Below are 24,914 nucleotides of genomic sequence, written 5' to 3' on the forward strand. Positions count from 1 at the left end.
CTGTCGTCGGGGTCTGTCAGGTCTGACCAATTATGTAGCAAAACTACAAAAGCAGTCATGTAGTAAAACTACATATACACCGATCAGCCTTGCAGCCAGCTTTCAGCGACGAATGACAGCCGGTCGCGTTGTCGGTATGCCGAGCGGTGACGCTGCCCGTCAGCCCAGCTCTGTCGGCACTCGCGGGGCAATGCCTGCGCCGGTCAGCAGGCCGTAGGCGATCCACAACGCCACAGCGACATACACCAGGCGCGGCAACCAGGTCGCCAGCTGCTCCTGGAAATCGGCCAGCGCCAGCGACTCACGGGCGGCATAAGCGAGCAAGGTTGCCGGCAAGGTGCCGCTGGCCTCACCGGTGCGAATCAGGCTGGCCAGCTGCGGTTTGCCGGGAAACGTCAGCGGCAGGATGGCCTGGGCCAGCGGCGCGCCAGCCTGCACGCGCTGCTGCAGGGCGAGGAAGTCGCGGCGTAACTGGCTGTTGCTCAGGGTCGCACAGGCCTTGGGCAAGGCCTCGAACATCGGCAAACCGGCTTCCAGCATCAGCCCTAGGCTTTCGAAGAAGTCCCGCGTATTGCGCCGCGCGTGGGCCTGACCGAACAGCGGCGCACGCAGCAACCAGGCATCCAACGCGCCGGCCCGCAACGCCGCAGGCCGCTCCAGGCGCAGCAGCAACTGACGCCCACACAGAACCAAGGCAGTCAGAATCAATAGCGGCTGAAGCACGCCCCACAGATAGCCGAACAGGCTCAGGCTGCCGGACACCAGACTGGGCAGCGGCTGGATCAGCAAGGCCAGCACCAGCACCGCCGCCGGCAGCAGCAAGCGCGATTGCAGGGCCTTGGCCTGGGTGACCTTGTGTGCGTAATGCTCAGCCAGGCGCTCATACACCCGCGCCGGACTGCCGGCACTCTGCGCGGCCTGCAGCAGGGTGACCTCCAGTGGCGTGAACAGGCCGGACTTCTGCCCGGCAGCTGCCAGATCACGCCCCTGGGTCAGCAGGCGCAGCATGGCCTCGACCCGCCCCTGCCCACCACCCGGCAACTGCACAGTGGCCAATGCGCGCTCCACCGGCAACCCGGCTTTTTCCATGGCCGCCAGCTGAGCAAACAGGATGGCGCGGTCAGCCAGGCACACGGGAGCAACGGATTTCACAGGCATAGACAACTCCACGACAGGTCTTGCAGGTGGCCATGCGATAAATGTTTCCGCCCCACAGGTGCCGCAGTTTAACCGCGCAGCGCCCCATCAGATTGCGATCCGTGCCACCGCGCAGATCTCGTATTTAGTGTCACGTCATTAGAGGAATCAGAGGTACACGCCCCTCTCCACACCTAACTATTACGGAGTCTCGCTGCCGACCTGCTCAGGAGGACTAAACCTGCTCAGCGCCTATGCCCATATCGAGGCCAAGGCCACACGAGTAGTGCCGGCCCCGAACTGGAGTGCCTCAACGCTGGCTGGCGCCTGGAAACCAGCGAGTGAAGATTTGCCCCAGACTGCCATCGCGGCGCATGCCATCGAGCTCACGCTGCCACTCGGCCACCTGCGCTGCATCGGTCTTCTTGGAGAAGGCGATGTAATAGTCCGACTGCATGAACGACAAGTGCGCCTGCACGTCCTCCGGGCGCAGACCACCGGCTGCCAGCTCCTCGCGCAAGGTCACATCCTCAGTGGCGATCAGCTTGACCCGACCGTGCTTGAGCATGGTCACCATCTGCTTGGAGCTGGGTACACCGTAGAGGTTGGTGAAGCCCATGCGCTGCAGGGTCTCGAAGGTATACCACTGCTTGGGCAGGGCCAGGGTGCCGCTGTTCGCCGCATCCTCCAAGGTGTCGATGCGCAGGTTGCTGGATTTCAGCGAATAGAAGCGCGTGGAGCCCTGCAAGATCGGCCCCACCCACTGGAACAGCGGCTCGCGCTCCTCGGTACGCACCATGGAGAACAAGGCGGTATCGGGCTCGGTCTTGACCAGGTGGTAGCCACGGGTCCAGGGCAACAACTCCATGTGCACGGCATGCCCGGTGCGCTGCACCAGCATACGTACCACGTCTACCGAGTAGCCCTCCAGCTTGCCATCGCGGCGAAAGCTGGTCGGTGGCGCCTCCTCGGTCAGCAACAGCAATTCGGCTGAACCGAAGCTCGGTAACAACAGCCCTATCAGCCAGCAGGCCAACAGCCTTGCACGCATCTTCGCGGCCCTCCCTGTTCAGCTCAGCCTAGCAGGCCGTTGAAAGATGTTGGCGAGGCAGCCGAGGCTAGGCGCAACGTTAGTAACAGCCTACGGCTGGTCAAAACGGCGAAGAAGCGCAGTTTACGAGCTGTAAATGAGCATGACTCGCTCCACTCACCCTTCGGGCCGCGCTGAAGCGCGTTAGCCGCAAGCGGCTTGCTGAGCCTGTTTTTAACGACGCATAGGCAACGCGGGTAGTTTTTCAACGGCCTGCTGCCGATGCTGAACACCTGCTGGATTAAGCCGCTCAGGGCGACAACAAGCGCCGGATGCGTTCTTCCTCGAGATTGCTGCGCTCGACAAAGACGGCAGCCAAGGCAATGGTGCGCGGGCCACCGGTCTCACCGCGCAGATGGCGCTGAGCCAGAACCACGCTCTGGTAACCCATCTGATAAGGCTGCTGGATCAACAGCCCGGCCATGTGGCCGTCACGCAGCGCATCGACCAGCTGCGGGTTGGCATCAAAACCGATATGCACCAGCTTGCCGGCAAGCTTGGCCCGCCGCAGCGCCCCCAGGGTAATCAGGCTGGTCGTCTCGTTGGTCGTGAACACTCCATCCAGCGCACCCAGCTCCCTGGCTAAACTGCTGCGCTCTGCGCTCTCATTGGCCGGCAGATAGCGCTCGAGGGCGACCTGCAAACCTCCGGCAGCGGCACCCTGGATAAAACCACGGGCTCGCTCGGCAATCGATTGCGCCCTGGAGCTGGGACGCAGCAAGCCAACACGTCCCTCGCCCTTGAGCAAGCGGGCCATCTGCTGGCCCGCCAGCAGACCGGCCTGAAAGTTGTCGGTGGCGACCGCACCCGACACATCGCTACTACCGAGATCACGATCAATAAAGAGTGTGGTCACGCCGCGCTGCTTGAGCTCCGTCAGCCGCGGTAGCACTTCGTTGCTGCTGGGCGCCACGATCAGTGCCGCGCAGGGTCGCTCCAGCACCTTGTCGATGATCTGCAACTGCTGCTGCGGGTCACGCTCGCTCTGCGGCCCGCGAAAATGCAGATCCAGTCCGTTCTGCTGCGCCGCCATCTCGGCGCCCAGCTGCACGTGCCGCCAGAACGTATGACCGCCGGCTCCAGACACCATGTTGATGCAGTCGGCCAGCAGCGGCCCAGGCAACAGGGCCAGCACGGCGACCAGCAAGCGGGTAGGCGAGGTAACGCAGATAGGCATGCAGCACATCCAATACGACAAAGCTGTCGGTGAAGCCCGTGATCCTGGGCGATGCTGAGTTCCTTGGCTTCCCCTATCACTGTAGCAGTTGGCCATTACACCCACCGCCGCCCGACATGCGGCCACAGATTCCCCGAGCATGGCGCGGCGCTCTCGCATAAACTGCGCGGCCGTTTTTTCCCGGAACCGCTGCAGCATGAGTCTCGATCTTCCCGCCAATGCCCTGGGCATCGACTTCGGTACCTCCAACTCCACCGTCGGCTGGTGGCGCGCAGGCGTCGAGCCGCTGCTGGAACTGGAAGACGGCAAGATCACCCTGCCCTCGGTGGTGTTCTTCAACACCGAAGAACGCCGCCCGGTGTATGGCCGCCTAGCCCTGCACGAATACCTGGATGGCTACGAAGGCCGGCTGATGCGTTCGCTGAAGAGCCTGCTGGGCTCCAAGCTGCTGAAAAGCGAAACCACGGTGCTGGGCAGCGCCCTGCCGTTTCGCGATCTGCTTGGCTTTTTTATCGGCGAGCTGAAGAAGCGCGCCGAGGCCTTCGCCGGCCGCGAGTTCGAGCAGGTGGTACTGGGTCGTCCGGTGTTCTTCGTCGACGACGATCCGGTCGCCGATGCCGAAGCCGCTAACACTCTGATGGCGGTGGCCAACAAGCTGGGTTTCAAGGACGTGTCGTTCCAGTTCGAGCCGATCGCCGCGGCCTTCGACTACGAACGCACGGTGACCCGCGAGGAGCGCGTGCTGATCGTCGACATCGGCGGCGGCACCTCGGACTTCTCACTGATCCGCCTGTCGCCCGAGCGGCGTGACATTGCCGATCGGCAGAGCGACATCCTCGCCACCGGCGGCGTGCACATCGGCGGCACCGACTTCGACAAGCAGCTCAGCCTGGAAGGCGTGATGCCGCTGTTCGGCTATGGCAGCCGGATGAAGAGCGACGCCTTCATGCCGACCAGCTACCACCTCAACCTGGCCACCTGGCATACGATCAACGCGGTGTACGCGCAAAAGTCGCAACTGGCGCTGCAGAACATGCGCTACGACATCGTCGACCCGACTGGTATCGACCGCATGTTCAAGCTGATCGAGCAGCGCGCCGGGCATTGGCTGGCCATGCAGGTGGAGGAAAGCAAGATCGCCCTGACCGAACACGACCAGCATCGTATTGACCTGCAGCGGGTCGAAAGCGGCCTGGAGGCCTTGCTCGACCGCGCTCTGTTCGATCAGGCCATCGGCGGCCTGCTGGAGCGCGTCACCGCCAGCGTCGCCGAACTGCTAAAGCAGGCCGGCGTGAAGGCCGAGGAGATCGACACGGTATTCTTCACTGGCGGTTCCAGCGGCATCCCGGCCCTGCGCCAGAGCATCTGCGCCCTCTTGCCGAATGCCCGGGCCACCGAAGGCAACACCTTCGGCAGCATCGGCAGCGGCCTGGCCATCGAGGCGAAGAAGCGCTACGGCTGAAGCCTCACTCCCACATAAAGCAAAGCAGCATGAAAAACGGCGCCCTAGGGCGCCGTTTTCTATTTCAGAGGATCGTTCCTAAGGCATCCAGCAACGCCTGATTCTGCTCCGGCGCGCCGATGGTGATGCGCAGAAACTGAGCGATGCGCTGCTGCTTGAAGTGGCGCACGATCACGCCGTGCTCGCGCAGGGCTGCGGCCAGTTCAGCAGCATCGCGCTGCGGGTGGCGGGCGAAGACGAAGTTGGCGGCCGAGGGCAGCACCTCGAAGCCCAGGCCGCTCATGGCGGCGACCAGCGCCTCGCGGCTGGCGATCACCGCCTGGCAAGTCTGCTGGAAATACGCCTTGTCCTCGAACGCTACCGCCGCGCCGGCAATCGCCATGCGATCCAGCGGGTAGGAGTTGAAGCTGTTCTTGATCCGCTCCAGCGCCTCGATCAGGTCCGGGTGGCCGACTGCCAGGCCAACCCGCAGACCGGCCAGGGAACGCGACTTGGACAGGGTCTGGGTCACCAGCAGGTTCGGGTAGCGGTCGACCAGTTTAATCGCCGTCTCGCCGCCGAAGTCGATATAGGCCTCATCGACCAGCACCACGGTGTCCGGGTTGGCCTTGAGCAGGCGCTCGATGGCGTCCAGGCCGAGGGCACAACCGGTCGGCGCATTGGGGTTGGGGAAGATGATGCCGCCATTGGGGCGCGCGTAGTCTTCCACGCGGATCTGGAACTGCTCGTCCAGCGGCAGCGCCTCGTAGGGAATGCCGTACAGGCCGCAGTACACCGGGTAGAAGCTGTAGGTGACATCCGGGAACAGCAGCGGCTGGCCATGCTGGAACAGGCCGTGGAAAGCGTGCGCCAGCACCTCGTCGGAGCCGTTGCCGACGAACACCTGGGCAGTGCTCACGCCGTAGTAGTCAGCCACGGCCTGTTTCAGGCGGTCGCTGTTGGGGTCCGGGTACAGACGCAAGCTGTCGTTCAGCTCGGCCTGCATGGCGGCAATCGCCTTGGGCGACGGGCCATAGGGGTTCTCGTTAGTGTTGAGCTTGACCAGCTTGGCCAGTTTCGGCTGCTCACCCGGCACGTAGGGCACCAGGTCTTTGACGAAGGGGCTCCAGAATTTGCTCATCTGCCCTTCTCTCCTCGAATTCGTTACGGGGGATGGGTATCGCTTCGCTCAACCCACTCTTACGGAGCCGCTTTCTGTAGGAGCGAGCTTGCTCGCGATGCTCTTGATCGCCAACAAGCTGGCTCCTACAGGGCCCGGGTTGGCTTACGGCTTGATGCGGTACTCGGCGCTGCGTGCATGCGCCGTCAGCGACTCACCGCGGGCCAGCACGCTGGCGACCTTGCCCAGCTCGGACGCACCCTCTGCCGAGCAGTGGATGATCGACGAGCGCTTCTGGAAGTCGTACACCCCCAGCGGCGAGGAGTAGCGCGCGGTGCCGGAGGTCGGCAGCACATGGTTGGGCCCGGCGCAGTAGTCACCCAGGGCTTCCGCGGTATAGCGACCCATGAAGATCGCACCAGCATGGCGGATCAGCGGCAGATACTGCTCAGGGTTTTCCACCGACAGCTCCAGGTGCTCGGGCGCGATGCGGTTGGCCACTTCGATAGCCTGGGCCATGTCAGCGACCTGGATCAGCGCGCCGCGGCCCTCGAGGGAAGTGCGGGCAATGGTTTCGCGCTCCAGGGTCGGCAGCAGCTTGGCGATACTTTCAGCCACGCGATCGAGGAAGGCGGCATCCGGGCTGACCAGGATCGATTGGGCGTCCTCGTCGTGCTCGGCCTGGGAGAATAGGTCCATGGCGATCCAGTCCGGATCGGTCTGGCCGTCACACACCACCAGGATTTCCGAAGGACCGGCGATCATGTCGATGCCGACCTTGCCGAACACGTGGCGCTTGGCGGTGGCCACATAGATGTTGCCGGGGCCGACGATCTTGTCCACCGGCGGCACGCTTTCGGTGCCGTAGGCCAGCGCGGCAACGGCCTGGGCGCCGCCGATGGTGAACACGCGGTCGACGCCGGCGATGCAGGCGGCGGCGAGGACGATCTCGTTGATCTCGCCACGCGGGGTCGGCACCACCATCACCACCTCCGGCACGCCGGCGACCTTGGCCGGGATGGCGTTCATCAGCACCGACGACGGGTACGAGGCCTTGCCGCCCGGCACATACAGGCCGGCGCGGTCCAGCGGGGTGACTTTTTGCCCGAGCACCGTGCCGTCGGCTTCGGTGTAGGTCCAGGAGTCCTGTTTCTGCCGCTCGTGGTACAGGCGCACGCGCTCGGCGGCCTTTTCCAGGGCGCTGCGCTGCTCGGGGGTGATGCGGGTCAGGGCCAGTTCCAGGCGCTCGCGCGGCAGGATCAGGTCGGCCATGGCAGCGACGTCCAGACCGTCGAACTGCTTGGTGAACTCGACCAGGGCGGCATCGCCGCGCTCGCGCACGGCTTTGATGATGTCCAGCACGCGCTGGTTGACCGCGTCGTCCGACACGCTTTCCCAGCTCAGCAGATGATCCAGATGACGCGCGAAGTCCTGGTCAGCGGCGTTGAGTCGGCGGATAGCGATGGGACTGGTCATAGCGGGCCTCTTGATTGGCAAATGCTCGGGCGTCGCTAGGCTACCAAGCCCACCGCATGGACGCCCGAGAAAAATGGCTATGACACGGATAGGCAGACGCGGCGGATTGCCGCGCTGAAGGTATTAGCTGGGGTGTCGGGACTCGACGGCGCTGCGCAGGGTATCAATCAGCGCCTGGATGCGGCTGTGCTGCATCTTCATCGAGGCCTTGTTGACGATCAGTCGCGAGCTGATGGTGGCGATCAGTTCCTGGGCTTCCAGGCCGTTGGCGCGAAGGGTGTTGCCAGTGTCGACCACGTCGATGATCTTGTCGGCCAGACCGACCAGTGGCGCCAGCTCCATGGAGCCGTACAGCTTGATCACTTCGACCTGACGACCCTGTTCGGCGTAGTAACGCTTGGCCACGTTGACGAACTTGGTGGCCACGCGCAGGCGACCTTTCGGCTCCGGCGCACCGACCTTGCCAGCGGTCATCAGCTTGCACTTGGCAATCTGCAGGTCCAGCGGCTCGTAGAGCTCGCCGCCGTACTCGAGCAGCACGTCCTTGCCGGCCACGCCGATGTCGGCCGCGCCATGCTCGACATAGGTCGGCACGTCGGTGGCCCGCACGATCAGCAGCTGCACATCATCCTGGGTAGTCGGAATGATCAGCTTGCGGCTCTTTTCCGGATTCTCGGTGGGCACGATGCCGGCTTCGGCCAGCAACGGCAGGGTGTCATCGAGAATGCGGCCTTTGGACAGCGCGATGGTGAGCATTGCTAAACCTAATCCTTAGAAGCGCTTTGGAACATCTGGCGCCGACGGGCCTAGAACCCGTCAACGCAGCGGCGAAGCAACCGGCGACTAGCCCGGTACGCGGCGGATCTTGGCGCCGAGCAGCTGCAGCTTCTCTTCGATGCACTCGTAACCACGGTCGATGTGGTAGATGCGATCGATCAGGGTTTCGCCTTCGGCAACCAGGGCGGCGATCACCAGGCTGGCGGACGCGCGCAGGTCGGTGGCCATCACCGGGGCACCCTTGAGTTGCGGCACGCCGGTGACGATGGCGGTGTTGCCCTCGACCAGGATCTGCGCACCCATGCGGTTCATCTCGTAGACGTGCATGAAACGGTTCTCGAACACGGTCTCGATAACGGTACCGGTACCCTCGGCAATCGCGTTGAGGGAGATGAACTGGGCCTGCATGTCGGTCGGGAAAGCCGGGTACGGCGCGGTGCGCAGATTGACGGCTTTCGGCCGCTTGCCCTTCATGTCCAGCTCGATCCAGTCCTTGCCGGTGGTGATCTCGGCACCTGCTTCCTGCAGCTTCGACAGTACCGCCTCGAGGATGGTCGGATCGGTGTCCTTGAGTTTGACCCGGCCGCCGGTGGCAGCTGCCGCCACCAGGTAGGTGCCGGTTTCGATACGGTCGGGCATCACGCTGTAACGACCGCCACCGAGGCGCTCGACGCCGTCGATGGTGATGGTGTCGGTACCGGCACCGCTGACCTTGCCGCCCATGGCGTTGATGAAGTTGGCCAGGTCGACCACTTCCGGCTCACGCGCGGCGTTTTCCAGCACAGTGCGACCGCGCGCCAGGGCTGCGGCCATCATGATGTTCTCGGTACCGGTCACGCTGACGATATCGAAGAAGAAGTGCGCGCCACGCAGGCCGCCTTCCGGCGCCTTGGCCTTGATATAGCCGCCTTCGACGTCGATCTTCGCACCCATGGCTTCCAGGCCGCGAATGTGCAGGTCGACCGGACGCGAACCGATGGCGCAGCCGCCAGGCAGCGCGACTTCGGCTTCACCGAACCGTGCGACCATCGGGCCAAGCACGAGGATCGAGGCACGCATGGTCTTGACCAACTCGTACGGCGCGATCAGGGTCTTGATGCTGCTGGCGTCGACTTCGACGCTGAGCTTCTCGTCGATCACCGGCTGCACACCCATACGGCCGAACAGCTCGATCATGGTGGTGATGTCGTGCAGGTGCGGCAGGTTGCACACAGTGACCGGGGTGTCGGCCAGCAGGGTAGCGGCGAGGATCGGCAGGGCCGCGTTCTTCGCGCCGGAAATGCGGATTTCGCCGTCGAGGCGGATACCGCCGGTAATAATCAGTTTGTCCATTGTTCTCTCGCTGCCCGCAGGCTCAGGAGCGCTCGGCCCAGGCGGCCTGGCTGAAGAATTTCATGGTCACTGCGTGGATACTGCCATCGGCAATCCAGGCATTGAGGTGGGCATAGACGTGTTGCTGGCGCTTGACCGGGCTGAGGGCGGCCAGCTCATCGCTGATCAGGTTCAGCTGGAAATTGCAGCCCTCGCCTTCCACCTCGACACGGGTGTTCGGCATTTTGGCTTCCAGGAGGCTTTTTACTTCGACGGCCTGCATGCTCAACCTCGATCGGCGCATAGAAATCATTGGCGGGCCAAGGCTCGCGGGCCGGCCATGATACAAAAAAGCCCCCCGCCTGCGAAGCCCGGATAGCCGGATCGCTGACGGAGGGCCTTACAGCCGCTCAAGCCTGCGGCGCGAGCACTTCGAGCAAGCCGGAGACCTTGGCGATTTCGCGCATATCGGCGGGCAGCTGGCGAATGCTCAGCGACTTGCCAGCGGCCTTGGCATCACGCAGAAAAGCCAGCAGCAGGGACAGACCAACGCTGCTGGACTTCTCCACCAGCGCACAGTCCAGCACCAGACTCGCCTGCGTACTGGCCTGGATCAACTGGCGGCCAGCCTCGCGCAGGGCTGGGCCGGTGCGATAGTCGAGCACGCCGACGAGCTGCAGCTCGCCATTGGTAGCCTGGCGAATGGTGCCGTCGCTCATTGCGCGTCGGCCTGCTGGCCGGTGGCGCTGTCCTTGGCCTTGGCCACTACGTCGGCCCAGCCGTCGATGGTCTTGTCCAGGTCGTTGCCATTGCGCTGCATGCTGTCGGCGAACTGGTCACGGAACAGCTTGCCGATGTTGATGCCGTTGATAATCACATTGCGCAGCATCCACTGGCCGTCGATCTGCACCATGGTGTAGGACACCGGGTAGACAGTGCCCTTGCTGTCGCTGACTTCCATGCCCACGCTGGCACGATCGGCGCCCTCGGCCTTGGCCGGCAGCACACGAATGTCCTGGTTGTCGTACTCGAGCAGGGCATTGCCATAGAACTGCATCAGGCTGCGCTTGAAGTTGTCTTCGAAGCGCTGCAACTGCTCGGGGCTGGCCTTGCGCGAATACTTGACGGTCATGATGCTGCGCGAAATACCTTCGCTATCCACCACCGGACCGAGGATGCGATTAAGCGCATCATAGAAATCCTGGGGGGTCTGCTTGTAGGCCGCCTTGTTGGCTTTCAGGTCGCCGATCAGTTGATCCGTGGTCTGCTGCACCACTTCATGGGCGCTGGGCGCCGCCTGGGCCAGCAACGGTAGGGCGGCCAGGGCCACCAGCAGAGCGTTTCGCAGAGTCTTCAGCATGGTGAACATCCTCATTTGCTCTCTTTATTCACCGAATTGATCAGGAACTTGCCGATCAGGTCTTCCAGCACCAGCGCTGACTGGGTGTCGTGGATAACACTATCGGCCTTCAGCACATCTTCCTCACCACCGACGCTGATGCCGATGTACTTCTCGCCGAGCAGGCCGGCCGTGAGAATCGAGGCCGTGGAATCAACCGGCAGGTTATCTACGCGCTTCTCCACTTCCATGGTCACCCGACCGGTGTAGCTGTCGTGATCCAGGTCGATGGCGGTGACCTTGCCGATGGTCACGCCAGCCATGGTGACCTTGGCCCGCACCGTCAGGCCGGCAATATTGTCGAAGTGCGCATACAGCTTGTAGGTATCGCCCGAACTGACTGCCGACAGCCCGCTGACACGCAGGGCCAAGAGCAGCAGGGCCAGCAATCCAGCCAGCAGGAACAGGCCGACGCCGATTTCCAGGGAGCGGCTTTGCATCAGAGATCTCCAAACATCAGGGCGGTCAGAATAAAGTCGAGGCCGAGCACGGCCAGGGAGGCATACACCACGGTTTTGGTGGTGGCACTGCTGATGCCTTCCGAAGTGGGTTCGCAGTCATAGCCCTGGAACACGGCGATCCAGGTCACCACGAACGCAAATACGATGCTCTTGATCACACCATTGAGCACATCTTCGGTGAACTGCACGCTGTTCTGCATGTTCGACCAGAATGAGCCTTCGTAGACGCCCAGCCAGTCGACCGCAACCATCGCTCCACCCCAGATGCCCACCACGCTGAAGATGGTGGCCAGCAGCGGCATGGAGATGAAGCCGGCCCACAGGCGCGGGGCAATAATGTACTTGAGCGGGTCGACACCGATCATTTCCAGACTGGACAGCTGCTCGGTGGATTTCATGTTGCCGATTTCGGCGGTCAGCGCCGAACCGGCACGCCCGGCAAACAGCAAACCGGTTACCACCGGGCCCAGCTCACGTAGCAGGGTCAGGGCGACCATCTGCCCGACCGCCTGCTCGGAGCCATAGCTGCTGAGGATATTGAAGCCTTGCAGCGCCAGCACCATGCCGATGAACAGGCCGGCAACCACGATGATCGGCAACGACAGCACGCCGACAAAATAAAGCTGGCGGATCAGCAGCTGGCCGCCATTACTCAAGCCACTGCGGCCGAACAACGAGCTAAGCAAAAACAGTGACGAGCGCCCCAGCGCCTGGACCACATCGATCCCGGAACGGCCCAGCAGACGGATGCGCTCGAGTGGCGAAGACTTACGCATCAACGCGCCCCCAATAAATCGTCAAGATAGTCTGGCGCCGGATAATGGAACGGCACCGGGCCATCCGGAATCCCTTTCATGAACTGCTGGATACGCGGGTTATCCGAGTTCATCAGCTCATCCGGAGTGCCCTGCCCCAAGACCTGGCCATCGCCGACCACATAGAGATAGTCGGCAATGCTGGCGGTTTCGGCCAGGTCATGGGAAACCACGATACTGGTGATACCCAAGGCGTCGTTGAGCAGGCGAATCAGGCGCACCAACACGCCCATGGCGATCGGATCCTGACCGACGAACGGTTCGTCGTACATCAGAATCTGCGGGTCCAGGGCAATCGCCCGGGCCAGCGCCACGCGCCGTTTCATGCCGCCAGACAACTCATCCGGCATCAGCTCGATGGCGCCGCGCAGCCCCACGGCCTGCAGCTTCATCAGCACGATGTCGCGAATCATTTCGTCGGAAAGCTGGGTATGCACCCGCAACGGAAAGGCGACGTTCTCGAACACATCGAGATCGGTGAACAAGGCACCGCTCTGGAACAGCACGCCGAACTGCTTGCGCATGTCGAACAGATCGCTGCGCGACAGGGTCGGCAGGTTCTGCCCGTTGACCCACACTTCGCCGCTGGACGGCTTGAGCTGGGCAGCAATCAGGCGCAGCAAGGTCGTCTTGCCGCAGCCGGAAGGCCCCATGATGCCGGTGACCTTGCCGCGCGGAATGCAGATATCGACATTGTCAAAGATGGTGCGTGCGCCACGTTTGAAGGTCAGACCCTTCAACTCGACAGCGTAGGCATTATCGGCGCTCATCCAAACTCCTTGTGACGCGACCTTCCATGGCATAGACGCAGCATTCCCCGACGGGGATACCACACAGCATGGGCAGGCCGAACAGGGCGCGCAATATATCACCCAAGCCTTACGCGCCCAAGGCTGTGCAATGTTTTCAAGCAATTTAAGCGCTGTATCACCCGACCACTATCCGCCAGAGGTGAGGCGAAGCGGCTTTCCCGCTATAATCGCCGACTTTTCTGCCGACCGTCGTGAAACCGTCATGAGCCAGTCCAGCGATCTGATCCAATCCGCACAACGCACCATGCGCCTCGAGCTCGAAGCCATCGAGGCCTTGCTGAACCGCGTCAACGGCGATTTCGTGCACGCTTGCGAGCTGATGCTGGCCTGCAAGGGCCGCATCGTCGTGGTCGGCATGGGTAAGTCCGGGCATGTCGGCAACAAGATCGCCGCCACCCTGGCCAGCACCGGTACACCGGCCTTCTTCGTCCACCCGGCCGAAGCCAGCCATGGCGACATGGGCATGATCACCCGTGACGACGTGGTGCTGGCCCTGTCCAACTCCGGCTCCACCGCTGAAATCGTTACCCTTCTGCCGCTGATCAAGCGCCTCGGCATAACCCTGATCAGCATGACCGGCAACCCGGAATCGCCGCTGGCCAAGGCTGCCGAAGTCAACCTGGATGCCCAGGTGGCCCAGGAAGCCTGCCCACTGAACCTGGCGCCGACCTCCTCCACCACCGTGTCCCTGGTGCTCGGCGACGCCCTGGCCATCGCCCTGCTGGAAGCCCGCGGCTTTACCGCCGAAGACTTCGCCTTCTCCCACCCGGGCGGCGCATTGGGCCGACGCCTGCTGCTCAAGGTGGAGAACGTCATGCACAGTGGCGCCCGCCTGCCCCTGGTACAGCGCGGCACCAGCCTGCGTGATGCCCTGCTGGAAATGACCCGCAAGGGCCTGGGCATGACCGTGGTGGTCGAAGCCGACGGCAAGCTGGCTGGAATCTTCACCGACGGCGACTTGCGCCGCACCCTGGACAAGGGCATCGACGTGCGCGATGCCAGTATCGACGCTGTGATGACCGTGCATGGCAAGACTGCCCGCGCCGACATGCTCGCCGCCGAAGCCCTGAAAATCATGGAAGACCATAAGATCAACGCGCTGGTGGTAGTGGATGACGAGGATCAGCCGGTCGGCGCCCTCAACATGCATGACCTGCTGCGCGCCGGAGTGATGTAAATGAACAGTGAACTGCTGCAACGCGCCAAGGCGATCAAGCTGGCCATCTTCGATGTCGACGGCGTGCTGACCGACGGCAAGCTGTACTTTCTCGTCGACGGCAGCGAATTCAAGTCCTTCAACACCCTCGACGGCCACGGCATCAAGATGCTGATCAACTCCGGGGTACGCACCGCCATCATCAGCGGACGCAAGACCCCGGTAGTCGAGCGCCGCGCGCAGAATTTGGGTATCCAGCATCTGTACCAGGGCCGCGAGGACAAGCTGGTCGTGCTGGACGAGCTACTCGGCGAGCTCGGTCTAAGCTACGAGCAAGTCGCCTACCTGGGCGACGACCTGCCGGACCTGCCGGTGATCCGCCGCGTCGGCCTGGGCATGGCCGTGGCCAGTGCCGATGGCTTTGTCCGCCAGCACGCCCACGGCGTTACTGCCGCCCGCGGTGGCGAAGGTGCCGCCCGCGAATTCTGTGAATTGATCATGCGCGCCCAGGGCAGCCTCGACGCTGCTCAAGCCGCCTACCTCTAGGATCAAGCATGCTCGGCAAACTGCGACAACCTCTGATCTACGGCCTGATTGCTGCCCTGCTGGGCGCAGTCGGCTATTGGAACATCCGTCCGGAAAGCTTTCTGGACAAGCCTCAGGCAGCCGCAACCGACAACTCCATCGACTTCTACGTGGTCAACGCCCGCACCCTGCAGTACCAGGAAGATGGCCAACTGCACTACGAGATGACCGCCGACAAGCTGGAGCACCTCAAGGTCAGCGACATCACCCTGCTGAGCAAGCCTGATCTGCAGCTGTATCGGGGTAGCGCCTATCCCTGGCATGTGCAGAGTGAACGTGGCGAAGTCGCGCCAGAGGGCAAGGAAGTCGAACTGATCGATGCCGTGCGCGTCGCGCGCACTGACGCCAAGGGCCGTCCAACCGTGATCACCAGCAGCCGGATGACCGTATTTCCTGACAAGGAATATGCGCAAACCCAGCAAGCCGTTAGAATCGAGGCCGCCAATGGGGTGACCACGGCGCAAGGAATGAAAGCGTACATGAATGACGGCCGGATCCTCCTGCTGTCCAACGTAAGAGGCCAGCATGAGGCTCGTTAAAACACTTCCCCTATTGTTCATCAGCCTCGGTGCCGCGCTCGGAAGCGCCAGCGCCTGGGCTCTGCCGAGCGACCGCGAGCAACCGATCCGGGTGCAAGCCGACAGCGCCGAGCTGGACGACAAACAAGGCGTAGCCGTCTACCGCGGCGGCGTAGTGATCACCCAGGGCACCCTGAAGATCACCGGCGATACCGTGACTATCACCCAGGATGCCAATGGCGAAGTCGAAGTCTTCACCTCGGTGGGCAAGCCGGCCTATTACGAGCAGAAGCCTTCGGCAGACAAGGAAATCGTCAAGGCCTACGGCCTGACCATCCAGTACTTCGCCAGCAACGAGCGCATCGTGCTGATCGATCAGGCCAAGGTGATTCAGGAAGGTAATACCTTCGAAGGCGAGAAAATCGTCTATGACACTCAGCGCCAGATCGTCAACGCCGGTCGCGCCAATGGCACCGCGCTGAGCACGCCGCGCCCACGCATCGACATGGTCATCCAGCCGCGCAAGAAAACCGGCCAGCCGGAGCAAGGGCAGTAATGGCAACTCTCAAAGCCCAGCATCTGGCCAAGAGTTACAAGGGCCGCCAGGTCGTCCGTGACGTCAGCCTGTCCATCGACAGCGGCCAGATCGTTGGCCTACTCGGCCCCAACGGCGCCGGCAAGACCACCTGTTTCTACATGATCGTCGGCTTGGTACAGGCCGACCAGGGCCGCGTGCTGATCGACAACCTCGACGTCAGCCACCAACCCATGCACGGTCGCGCCCGTGTCGGTATCGGCTATCTGCCGCAGGAAGCCTCGATCTTCCGCAAGCTGTCGGTGGCCGACAACATCATGGCCATCCTGGAAACCCGCAAAGATCTCGACCGCGCCGGCCGCCACGCCGCGCTGGAGACCCTGCTGCAGGAGTTCCACATCAGCCACATCCGCGACAACCTCGGCATGAGCCTGTCTGGTGGCGAACGTCGCCGCGTGGAAATCGCCCGCGCCCTGGCCACCGAGCCGAAGTTCATCCTGCTCGACGAACCCTTCGCCGGTGTCGACCCTATCTCGGTCGGCGATATCAAGCAGATCATTCACCACCTCAAGGCCAAGGGCATTGGTGTGCTGATCACCGACCACAACGTCCGCGAGACCCTCGACATTTGCGAGACCGCCTACATTGTCAATGACGGCCAGCTGATCGCCGAAGGCGATGCCGAGAGCATCCTGGCCAACCAATTGGTGAAAGAAGTCTACCTCGGGCACGAGTTCCGCCTCTGACGCAGGTGCCGTTTCACTACATGGATGTTGTCAAGCCTAGGCAAAGGCCCAAGTTTCGGGCATATAATTTGCTTATTGGCGGCGCCCCGGCGTCCTGTAGTGAATGGCGCACCCGCGCCGGCAAATAAGGTGCAAAGCTTCCTGCCATGAAACCTTCGCTAGTCCTCAAGATGGGCCAGCAGCTGACGATGACGCCGCAGCTGCAACAAGCCATTCGCCTACTCCAGCTTTCCACCCTGGACCTGCAGCAGGAAATCCAGGAAGCCCTGGAATCCAACCCCATGCTGGAGCGCCAGGAAGAAGGCGAAGACTTCGACAACAGCGATCCGCTGGCCGACGGCGAAGAGCAGAACGCTCAGTCCAAACAGCAGCAGGACACCTACCAGGAAACCAACAGCACCCCCGCCGACTCCATCGAGGACGGCGAGTGGAATGAACGCATTCCCAACGAACTGCCAGTCGACACCGCCTGGGAAGATGTCTACCAGACCAGCGCCAGCAGCCTGCCGAGCAACGACGATGACGAGTGGGACTTCACCACCCGCACCTCGGCCGGCGAAAGCCTGCAGACCCACCTGCTGTGGCAGCTCAACCTGGCACCGATGTCGGACACCGACCGCCTGATCGCCGTGACCCTGATCGACTGCATCAATAATCAGGGTTATCTGGAAGAGTCGCTCGAAGAAATCGTCGAAGCCTTCGACCCGGAAATGGACGTCGAGCTCGACGAAGTCGAAGCCGTGCTGCACCGTATCCAGAACTTTGACCCGGCCGGCGTCGGCGCGCGCGACCTGCGCGAGTGCCTGCTGCTGCAACTGCGTCAGCTGCCGGCCAGCACGCCCTGGCTGAGCGAAGCCCAGCGCCTGGCTGGCGAGCACCTCGACCTGCTCGGCAGCCGCGACTACAGCCAACTGATGCGGCGCATGAAGCTCAAGGAAGACGAGCTGCGCCAGATCATCGAGCTGATCCAGAGCCTCAATCCGCGCCCCGGTTCGCAGATCGAAGCCAGCGAACCGGAATACGTGATCCCCGACGTATTGGTACGCAAGCACAACGAACGCTGGCTGGTGGAGCTGAACCAGGAGGCGGTGCCGCGCCTGCGCGTCAACGCCCAGTACGCTGGCTTTGTCAAACGCGCCGACTCCAGCGCCGACAACACCTTCATGCGCAACCAGCTGCAGGAAGCGCGCTGGTTCATCAAGAGTCTGCAGAGCCGCAACGAGACGCTAATGAAGGTCGCCACGCAGATCGTCGAGCACCAGCGCGGCTTCCTCGAATACGGCGACGAAGCGATGAAACCGCTGGTCCTGCATGACATCGCCGAAGCGGTGGGCATGCACGAATCGACCATCTCGCGGGTTACCACGCAGAAATTCATGCACACCCCACGTGGCATTTACGAGCTGAAATACTTCTTCTCCAGCCACGTCAGCACCTCGGAAGGCGGCGAATGCTCGTCGACGGCGATCCGCGCCATCATCAAAAAACTGGTCGCAGCGGAAAACGCGAAAAAGCCGTTGAGTGACAGCAAGATCGCTGGTTTACTGGAAGAACAGGGCATTCAGGTAGCCCGTCGCACCGTCGCCAAATACCGCGAATCCCTTGGGATAGCGCCTTCGAGCGAACGCAAGCGGTTGATGTAGCGCGCAGTGCCCGATGCATGCGCCAGCGACTGATGTGATGCGGCACTGAGGGAAGGCTTTTGCAAAACTGCATGCGCGCCAGGCGCCCTGCCCCAAGGGGGAAGTACAGGACAGTTCTGCAAAAGCCTTCTCAAGCCAAAGTGTTACGGTGGCAGGCCCGCTAGCCTGTCTCTTACACACGGCAACAAGGAGAAGCGGTATGCAAGTCAACATCAGTGGACACCAACTGGATGTGACCGACGCCCTGCGCGACTACATCGGCGAAAAACTCGGCCGACTGGAGCGCCATTTCGACAAGATCACCAATGTGCAGGTGATCATGGAGGTCGAGAAACTCAAGCAGAAAATCGAAGCCACCCTGCACATTGCCGGCGGTGAAGTCGTCGCCAACGCAGAGCACGAAGACATGTATGCGGCGATCGACCTGCTCGCCGACAAACTTGACCGTCAACTGATCAAACACAAGGAAAAGCAGCTCAACCGCCTGCAAGGCGCGACAGCCCGCTGATATCCCCCACACATGATCCGACTTGAAAACATCCTGACCGCCGGCCGTTCCCTGGTGAACGTGCCCGGCGGCAGCAAAAAACGCGTTCTGGAACAGATTGCCAACCTGGTCGCGCGCGAATTGCCCGACCTGGATGGCCAGGACATTTTTGAAAGCCTGATTGCCCGTGAAAAACTCGGTTCCACCGGGTTCGGCAACGGCATCGCCATTCCCCACTGTCGTCTGCCCGGCTGCGCAGCGCCGATCAGCGCCGTGCTGCGCTTGGATGCGGCAGTGGATTTCGACGCCATCGACGGCGCTCCGGTGGACCTGCTGTTCGTCCTGCTGGTACCGGAAGCGGCGACCGACGAGCACCTGGAGCTGCTCCGGCAGATTGCCAGCATGCTCGACCGCGCCGACGTGCGCGAGCGCCTGCGCCAGGCGCAAAGCAGTGAAAGCCTCTACCAGGTAGTCGTCGACGTGCAGAACGGCCAGTAGGCCAGGGTAGGACAGTGTCATGCGCCTGATCATCGTCAGCGGCCGCTCCGGCTCGGGCAAGAGCACCGCCCTCGATGTACTGGAGGACAACGGCTTCTACTGCATCGACAACCTGCCGGCCGGCCTATTGCCCGAGCTGGCCGAACGGGCACTGCTGGAAACCGAACTGCTACACCCGCAGGTCGCCGTCTCCATCGACGCCCGCAACCTGCCCAGCCAGCTCAAGCGCTTTCCCGAACTGCTCGCCGAAGTCCGCGCCCGCCATATCCTCTGCGACGTGCTCTACCTGGATGCCGACGAGGAAACCCTGCTCAAGCGTTTCTCCGAAACCCGTCGGCGCCATCCGCTGACCAACGAGACCCGCGCCCTGGCCGAAGCCATTCGTGACGAGGCGGCCCTGCTCAGCCCGATTACCGATCTGGCCGACCTGAAGATCGATACCACCCACCTCAACCTTTATCAGCTGCGCGACACCCTCAAGCTGCGCCTGCTGAACAAGCCCGAGCCGGGTACCGCGTTTCTGATCGAGTCATTCGGCTTCAAGCGTGGCATGCCGGTGGATGCCGATCTGGTGTTCGATGTGCGCTGCCTGCCCAACCCCTACTGGAAGCCCGACCTGCGTGAGATGTCCGGACTACAGGCACCGGTGGCCGAGTACCTGGCCGCACAAGCGGATGTCGAGGAGATGTACCAGGACATCCATGCCTACCTGCACAAGTGGCTACCGCGTTTCGCCGCCAGCAACCGCGCCTATGTGACCATCGCCATCGGCTGTACCGGCGGCCACCATCGCTCCGTGTACCTGGCCAATCGCCTGGGCGAAGCGCTCAAACCCACCTTGAAGAATGTCCAGGTCCGCCACCGCGACCTGGGTTAAGGACTGCCCACGCAATGCCTGCCTGCGAAATCACCATCATCAACAAACTCGGCCTGCATGCCCGTGCGGCGGCCAAGTTCGTCGGCGTGGCGACGCGCTTTCCCTGCCAGGTGCGGGTCGGCCGCAGTGCCGAGAGTCTGATCGACGGCAAGAGCATCATGGCCGTGATGATGCTCGCGGCCGGCAAGGGCACCAACCTGTACCTGCATAGCGAAGGCGAACAGGATGATGACGCCCTGAACGCCCTGATCGAACTGATCAACAACAAGTTCGACGAAGGCGAATAACCCGCCTACCAAATAAAAAGGGGCTGTCCGGCAAACCGGACAGCCCCTTTTGCATGGTGCGGTGTCTTAGCTGCCAGCGACGGTCATCTTCTCTATGAGCACCGAGCCAGTACGGATATTGCCGCGCAGCTCCAGGTCATTACCGACCGCGACTATCTGGCGGAACATGTCGCGCAGATTGCCGGCGATGGTCACTTCCTGCACCGGGAACTGGATCTCGCCGTTCTCCACCCAGAAGCCGGCGGCGCCGCGCGAATAGTCGCCGGTGACCATGTTCAGGCCATGCCCCATCAGTTCGGTCACCAGCAGGCCGCGGCCCATGCGGCGCAACAGGGCTTTCTGGTCCTCGTCACCGTGACTGACGAACAGGTTGTGTACGCCACCGGAGTTGGCCGTGCTGGGCAAGCCCAGCTTGCGCCCGGAATAGGTGCCGAGGATGTAAGAGACCAGCTCACCACCGGCAACGAAAGGCTTGGCATAGGTCGCCAGGCCGTCGCCATCGAAGGTCGCGCTGCCCATGGCCCGCGGGATATGCGGGCGCTCGTCGAGGTTGAGCCAGGTAGGAAACAGCTGCTGGCCCAGGGTGCCTTCGAGGAAGGACGACTTGCGGTACAGGTTGCCGCCGGAAATCGCCGCCAGGAAACTACCGAACAGGCCAGTGGCCAGCTCGGCAGCGAACAGCACCGGCACCTCGCAGGTCGGCACCGGCCGCGCACCCAGACGGGCCGCGGTACGCGCGGCCGCATGCCGACCGATCTGCGCCGGGTCGGCGAGCAGCTCACCCTGGCGATTGACGTCGTACCAGTAGTCGCGCTGCATCTGCCCTTCACCTTCGGCGATCATCACGCAGCTGAGGCTGTGGCGGGTGCTGGCATAACCACCGACGAAACCATGGCTGTTGCCGTAGACCCGGCAGCCCTGGTGGGTATTGAGGGTGGTGCCATCGGCATTGCTGATCCGCGGATCGGCAGCGAACGCGGCCTCCTCGCAGGTCAGGGCCAGTTCGACGGCGCGCTCGGGCGCCAGCGCCCAGGAATGGTAGAGATCCAGGTCGGGAAACTCGCGGGCCATCAGGGCCGCATCGGCGAGGCCGGCGCATTCGTCCTCGGAGGCATGCTGGGCAATGGCCAGGGCCGCCGCCACGGTTTCGCGAATGGCCGCATCGCCGCTCGCCGAAGTACTGGCCGAGCCCTTGCGCTGACCAACGTAGAGGGTGATGCCAAAACCCTGGTCGCGGTTGAACTCGACCGTTTCCACCTCGCCCTGACGCACCGTGGTCGACAAGCCCTGTTCCATCGACACCGCCACTTCACAGGCACTGGCGCCCTGGCGCCGGGCCTCGGCGATTATCTGTTCGACCTGCGCCTGCAAGGCCGGCAACGCCTGCGGGCCCACCACTTCTGCTGCACTCATAACTCGCTCCAAAACTGCAAACTGACAGCCCACCCGGCAAGCACTGCGCTTACGGTTTGAGGCTTGCCGCTACCCTTGCTGCTATCATGGCGGCGTTTCCATCCGGACCGCCCCCATGGCTGATTCATACGACGAAGACTTCTCTGGCGAGAAGAGCAAAACCCAGATCAAGCGCGAACTGCATGCCCTGCAGGAGCTTGGTCAACGCCTGACCACCCTCAAGCCCGACATCCAGGCCAAGTTGCCGCTCACCGATGGTCTGCGCAAGGCCCTGGCCGAAGCCCCGAAGCACACGGCCAACGCGGCAAAGAAACGCCACGTGCAGTTCATCGGCAAGCTCATGCGCGACCAGGACATCGACGGCATCCTCGCCCTGATCGACCAGGTCGACAGTTCCACCCGCGAATACAACGAGCGTTTCCACGCCCTGGAACGCTGGCGTGATCGCCTGATCGGCGGCGACGACACCACCCTGGAAAGCTTCGTCGGCGAATTCCCGGAAGCCGACCGCCAACACCTGCGCGGCCTGATCCGTCATGCCCAGCACGAAGCGGCGCGAAACAAACCGCCAGCCGCTGCACGCAAAATCTTCAAATACATCCGCGAACTGGACGAAACCCAGCGCGGCCTGCGTTAAACCTCTATGCCGGCAGGGTTGGCCGCTAGCAGGCCGTTGAAAAACTACCTGCGTTGCCATCGCGGCGTTAAAAACAGGCTCAAAATGCTCATTTACAGCTCGTAAACTGCGCTTTTTCGCCTGTTTTTGCCTTGCGCTGGCGGCCTCGCCAAAGTTTTTCAACAGCCTGCTACGCGCTCAACCCTGCCCACTCCTCAGCCGCCCGTCCCGCCCACGGTAATCGCATCGATCTTCAGGGTCGGCTGGCCGACGCCCACCGGCACCGACTGACCGTCCTTGCCGCAGGTACCGACGCCGCTGTCCAGGGCCAGGTCGTTGCCGACCATCGACACCTTGCTCATCGCCTCCGGGCCGTTGCCGATCAGGGTCGCGCCCTTGACCGGCGCGGTGATCTTGCCGTCCTCGATCAGGTAGGCCTCGCTGGTGGAAAACACGAACTTGCCACTGGTGATATCCACCTGACCGCCGCCGAGGTTGGCGCAGTAGATGCCCTTCTTCACCGAACGGATGATTTCTTCCGGGTCGCTCTCGCCGGCCAGCATGTAGGTGTTGGTCATGCGCGGCATCGGCAGGTGAGCGTAGGATTCGCGGCGACCGTTGCCGGTGCGCGCCGCACCCATCAGGCGAGCATTCAGCTTGTCCTGCATGTAGCCCTTGAGCACGCCGTTTTCGATCAGCGTGGTGCAGTGGGTTGGCGTACCTTCGTCGTCGACGCTGAGCGAGCCACGACGGCCGGCCAGGGTGCCGTCATCGACGATGGTGCACAGGCTGGAGGCGACCTTCTCGCCGATCTTGCCGCTGTAGGCCGAACTGCCCTTGCGGTTGAAGTCGCCCTCCAGGCCATGGCCGACCGCCTCATGCAGCAGCACGCCAGACCAGCCAGCCCCCATCACCACCGGGAAAGTACCGGCCGGAGCGGGCTGCGCTTCGAGGTTGACCAGCGCCTGGCGCAGCGCCTCGCGGGCATAGCCCATGGCGCGATCTTCTTCCAGAAAATAGCGGTAGTCGGTGCGGCCACCGCCACCATGGCCGCCGCGCTCGCGGCGGCCGTTCTGCTCGACGATCACGCTGACGTTGAAGCGCACCAGCGGACGGATATCCGCGCCCAGGCTGCCATCACTGGCCGCGATCAGGATGCGATCCCAGACCCCGGAGAGGCTGACGGTGACCTGCTGGATGCGGGGATCGAGGGCACGGGTGGCCTGGTCGATGCGCTTGAGCAGTTCGACCTTTTCCGCCCGCCCCAGCACGTCCAGCGGATTGCCCGGCGCATACAGCGCGGTCACCTGCGGACTGCTGAAAGCCTGCACGCTGCCCTGCTGACCGGCGCGCGAGATCGAGCGAGCCGCCCGGGCGGCCTGGCTGAGGGCATCGGCGGTGATCGCATTGCTGTAAGCAAAGCCGGTTTTCTCGCCGGACTGGGCGCGCACGCCGACGCCCTGGTCGAGGTTGAAGCTGCCTTCCTTGACGATACCGTCCTCCAGCACCCAGCTCTCGGATATCTGGCTCTGGAAATACAGGTCGGCGGCATCGATGCCGGGGCCGGCCAGCTCGCCGAGGATACTCGGCAGCTGCTCGATGCTCAGGCCGCCGGGAGTCAGCAGGTGCTCGCTGACCGATAGCAATGTCTCGCTCATAACTTCTCCGTAGGCGCCGGCCCTGGAACGGCCGGGGCAAAAAATCGTCGGTGGCTGGCCACCGGCATGCGCAGGCGGATCTGCGCCTGCTCGGCAACATCCGGCGTGGCCAGCAAGACCGCTTCGCCTGTGGGCTGCTCGGCCAGCGGCCGGCCCCAGGGGTCGATGATGGCTGAATGGCCGAAGGTCTCGCGGCCGCCCGGATGGCTACCACCCTGCCCGGCCGCCAGCACATAGCACTGGGTCTCGATGGCCCGGGCGCGCAGTAGCACCTGCCAATGCGCCGCGCCCGTCACCGCCGTAAATGCAGCTGGCGCGCTGATCAGCTCGGCACCCGCTTGCCGCAACAGGCTGTAAAGCTCAGGGAAACGCAGGTCGTAGCAGACCGTCAGGCCGAGGCGGCCCACCGGGGTATCGGCCACCACGACCTGGCTGCCAAAGGCATAGTCGTCCGACTCGCGATAGCGGCCACGGCTGTCGGCCACATCGACGTCGAACAGGTGCAATTTGTCGTAGCGTGCCACGCGCTGCCCTTGGGCATCGAGCAGCAGCGAGCAGGCATGGGCCTTGGAGTTTGGCTGACCATCGGGTGGCAGCGGAATGGTACCGGCCACAATCCACAGCTGCAGGTCGCGGGCGGTCTGTTTCAGCCAGGGCAGGATCGGCCCGTAGCCATCGGCCTCGGCACGCCCAAGGGCGGCCAGATCACGCCGGCCCATGGCGGCGAAATTCTCCGGCAGCACGGCGAGGCGCGCACCGCCAGCGGCGGCCTGCTCGAGCAGACCGCGGGCGGCGGCGAGGTTGGCCAGCACATCGTCCTGGCTGACCATCTGAATCACGGCAAGCGACATGAAGACTACCGACGGGGTGATGACTGCA

28 protein-coding genes are annotated in these 24,914 nt (G+C 63.1%); 12 read left to right on the forward strand and 16 right to left on the reverse strand.

The annotated features are described in order from the left end of the window. Positions 1-159: 159 nt before the first annotated feature. The 3 genes from H3H45_RS13555 to H3H45_RS13565 all read right to left on the reverse strand — a co-directional run bounded on the left by H3H45_RS13555 (position 160) and on the right by H3H45_RS13565 (position 3,404). Positions 160-1,158, reverse strand: a complete 999-nt coding sequence (locus H3H45_RS13555) for a type II secretion system F family protein (RefSeq protein WP_182834267.1) — start codon at positions 1,156-1,158, stop codon at positions 160-162. Positions 1,159-1,447: 289 nt separating this feature from the next. Further along, positions 1,448-2,188, reverse strand: coding sequence for a substrate-binding periplasmic protein (locus H3H45_RS13560; protein WP_182834268.1), 741 nt, complete (start codon positions 2,186-2,188; stop codon positions 1,448-1,450). 289 nt (positions 2,189-2,477) lie between these two features. Beyond that, positions 2,478-3,404 (reverse strand): substrate-binding domain-containing protein, encoded by a 927-nt coding sequence (locus tag H3H45_RS13565; RefSeq protein WP_182834269.1) that lies wholly within the window; start codon positions 3,402-3,404, stop codon positions 2,478-2,480. 196 nt (positions 3,405-3,600) lie between these two features. Here H3H45_RS13565 and H3H45_RS13570 point away from each other — a divergent pair, with 196 nt between their 5' ends. Then, entirely contained in the window at positions 3,601-4,866 is a 1,266-nt protein-coding gene (locus tag H3H45_RS13570) for an Hsp70 family protein (RefSeq protein WP_182834270.1), read from the forward strand. A 64-nt stretch (positions 4,867-4,930) separates the two neighbouring features. Here the strand turns inward: H3H45_RS13570 and hisC are convergent, their stop codons facing one another. The 10 genes from hisC to H3H45_RS13620 form a co-directional block, all read right to left on the reverse strand. After that, a complete protein-coding gene (gene hisC, locus H3H45_RS13575; protein WP_182834271.1) occupies positions 4,931-5,986 on the reverse strand; it encodes a histidinol-phosphate transaminase in 1,056 nt (351 codons plus the stop codon). A gap of 144 nt (positions 5,987-6,130) precedes the next feature. Continuing rightward, entirely contained in the window at positions 6,131-7,441 is a 1,311-nt protein-coding gene (hisD, locus tag H3H45_RS13580; RefSeq protein WP_182834272.1) for a histidinol dehydrogenase, read from the reverse strand. 123 nt (positions 7,442-7,564) lie between these two features. Continuing rightward, on the reverse strand, positions 7,565-8,197 hold the full coding sequence (hisG, locus tag H3H45_RS13585) for an ATP phosphoribosyltransferase (protein WP_182834273.1): 633 nt from the start codon (positions 8,195-8,197) through the stop codon (positions 7,565-7,567). An 87-nt stretch (positions 8,198-8,284) separates the two neighbouring features. Further along, positions 8,285-9,550, reverse strand: coding sequence for a UDP-N-acetylglucosamine 1-carboxyvinyltransferase (gene murA, locus H3H45_RS13590; protein ID WP_182834274.1), 1,266 nt, complete (start codon positions 9,548-9,550; stop codon positions 8,285-8,287). A gap of 22 nt (positions 9,551-9,572) precedes the next feature. Beyond that, complete coding sequence (locus H3H45_RS13595; protein WP_182834275.1) at positions 9,573-9,812, reverse strand: BolA family protein; 240 nt, start codon at positions 9,810-9,812, stop codon at positions 9,573-9,575. A gap of 127 nt (positions 9,813-9,939) precedes the next feature. Then, a complete protein-coding gene (locus tag H3H45_RS13600) occupies positions 9,940-10,248 on the reverse strand; it encodes an STAS domain-containing protein (RefSeq protein ID WP_182834276.1) in 309 nt (102 codons plus the stop codon). After that, entirely contained in the window at positions 10,245-10,889 is a 645-nt protein-coding gene (locus H3H45_RS13605; RefSeq protein WP_182834277.1) for an MlaC/ttg2D family ABC transporter substrate-binding protein, read from the reverse strand. Before H3H45_RS13605 ends, H3H45_RS13600 begins: the two co-directional genes overlap by 4 nt. Positions 10,890-10,900: 11 nt before the next feature. Further along, the gene (gene mlaD, locus H3H45_RS13610; protein WP_182834278.1) at positions 10,901-11,368 is read right to left on the reverse strand and encodes an outer membrane lipid asymmetry maintenance protein MlaD; all 468 of its coding nucleotides are present in this window, start codon (positions 11,366-11,368) and stop codon (positions 10,901-10,903) included. Continuing rightward, the gene (gene mlaE / locus H3H45_RS13615) at positions 11,368-12,165 is read right to left on the reverse strand and encodes a lipid asymmetry maintenance ABC transporter permease subunit MlaE (RefSeq protein ID WP_173203643.1); all 798 of its coding nucleotides are present in this window, start codon (positions 12,163-12,165) and stop codon (positions 11,368-11,370) included. The genes mlaD and mlaE overlap by 1 nt, the downstream gene beginning before the upstream one ends. Then, a complete protein-coding gene (locus H3H45_RS13620) occupies positions 12,165-12,974 on the reverse strand; it encodes an ATP-binding cassette domain-containing protein (protein ID WP_182834279.1) in 810 nt (269 codons plus the stop codon). The genes mlaE and H3H45_RS13620 overlap by 1 nt, the downstream gene beginning before the upstream one ends. Before the next feature lie 244 nt (positions 12,975-13,218). On the opposite strand from H3H45_RS13620, the gene H3H45_RS13625 reads away from it, so the two are divergent. The 10 genes from H3H45_RS13625 to H3H45_RS13670 all read left to right on the forward strand — a co-directional run bounded on the left by H3H45_RS13625 (position 13,219) and on the right by H3H45_RS13670 (position 20,348). After that, positions 13,219-14,193: a KpsF/GutQ family sugar-phosphate isomerase gene (locus H3H45_RS13625; protein ID WP_182834280.1), complete on the forward strand. Its 975-nt coding sequence runs from the start codon at positions 13,219-13,221 to the stop codon at positions 14,191-14,193. After that, entirely contained in the window at positions 14,194-14,718 is a 525-nt protein-coding gene (locus tag H3H45_RS13630) for a KdsC family phosphatase (RefSeq protein ID WP_182834281.1), read from the forward strand. 8 nt (positions 14,719-14,726) lie between these two features. After that, positions 14,727-15,296: an LPS export ABC transporter periplasmic protein LptC gene (lptC, locus tag H3H45_RS13635; RefSeq protein ID WP_182834282.1), complete on the forward strand. Its 570-nt coding sequence runs from the start codon at positions 14,727-14,729 to the stop codon at positions 15,294-15,296. Next, positions 15,283-15,831: a lipopolysaccharide transport periplasmic protein LptA gene (lptA, locus tag H3H45_RS13640; RefSeq protein ID WP_182834283.1), complete on the forward strand. Its 549-nt coding sequence runs from the start codon at positions 15,283-15,285 to the stop codon at positions 15,829-15,831. The genes lptC and lptA overlap by 14 nt, the downstream gene beginning before the upstream one ends. Beyond that, positions 15,831-16,556 (forward strand): LPS export ABC transporter ATP-binding protein, encoded by a 726-nt coding sequence (gene lptB, locus H3H45_RS13645; protein ID WP_182834284.1) that lies wholly within the window; start codon positions 15,831-15,833, stop codon positions 16,554-16,556. Before lptA ends, lptB begins: the two co-directional genes overlap by 1 nt. Before the next feature lie 146 nt (positions 16,557-16,702). After that, positions 16,703-18,199: an RNA polymerase factor sigma-54 gene (locus H3H45_RS13650; protein WP_182834285.1), complete on the forward strand. Its 1,497-nt coding sequence runs from the start codon at positions 16,703-16,705 to the stop codon at positions 18,197-18,199. 199 nt (positions 18,200-18,398) lie between these two features. Then, a complete protein-coding gene (gene hpf, locus H3H45_RS13655) occupies positions 18,399-18,707 on the forward strand; it encodes a ribosome hibernation-promoting factor, HPF/YfiA family (protein WP_182834286.1) in 309 nt (102 codons plus the stop codon). Positions 18,708-18,719: 12 nt separating this feature from the next. Beyond that, positions 18,720-19,184 (forward strand): PTS IIA-like nitrogen regulatory protein PtsN, encoded by a 465-nt coding sequence (ptsN, locus tag H3H45_RS13660; RefSeq protein ID WP_173203627.1) that lies wholly within the window; start codon positions 18,720-18,722, stop codon positions 19,182-19,184. Positions 19,185-19,203: 19 nt separating this feature from the next. Continuing rightward, a complete protein-coding gene (rapZ, locus tag H3H45_RS13665; protein ID WP_182834287.1) occupies positions 19,204-20,061 on the forward strand; it encodes an RNase adapter RapZ in 858 nt (285 codons plus the stop codon). Between the two features lie 14 nt (positions 20,062-20,075). After that, positions 20,076-20,348, forward strand: coding sequence for an HPr family phosphocarrier protein (locus tag H3H45_RS13670; RefSeq protein WP_182834288.1), 273 nt, complete (start codon positions 20,076-20,078; stop codon positions 20,346-20,348). Between the two features lie 66 nt (positions 20,349-20,414). Here H3H45_RS13670 and pmbA read toward each other — a convergent pair whose 3' ends face one another. After that, positions 20,415-21,761, reverse strand: coding sequence for a metalloprotease PmbA (gene pmbA, locus H3H45_RS13675; RefSeq protein WP_182834289.1), 1,347 nt, complete (start codon positions 21,759-21,761; stop codon positions 20,415-20,417). A 115-nt stretch (positions 21,762-21,876) separates the two neighbouring features. Between pmbA and yjgA the strand changes: the two genes are divergently transcribed. Continuing rightward, positions 21,877-22,398 (forward strand): ribosome biogenesis factor YjgA, encoded by a 522-nt coding sequence (yjgA, locus tag H3H45_RS13680; RefSeq protein ID WP_182834290.1) that lies wholly within the window; start codon positions 21,877-21,879, stop codon positions 22,396-22,398. 194 nt (positions 22,399-22,592) lie between these two features. Here yjgA and tldD read toward each other — a convergent pair whose 3' ends face one another. Both tldD and H3H45_RS13690 read right to left on the reverse strand, forming a co-directional pair. Next, positions 22,593-24,035, reverse strand: a complete 1,443-nt coding sequence (tldD, locus tag H3H45_RS13685) for a metalloprotease TldD (RefSeq protein WP_182834291.1) — start codon at positions 24,033-24,035, stop codon at positions 22,593-22,595. After that, complete coding sequence (locus H3H45_RS13690; protein WP_182834292.1) at positions 24,032-24,886, reverse strand: carbon-nitrogen hydrolase family protein; 855 nt, start codon at positions 24,884-24,886, stop codon at positions 24,032-24,034. Before H3H45_RS13690 ends, tldD begins: the two co-directional genes overlap by 4 nt. Between the last annotated feature and the right edge of the window lie 28 nt (positions 24,887-24,914).

Source organism: Aquipseudomonas guryensis, from assembly GCF_014164785.1.
GTDB lineage: Bacteria > Pseudomonadota > Gammaproteobacteria > Pseudomonadales > Pseudomonadaceae > Aquipseudomonas > Aquipseudomonas guryensis.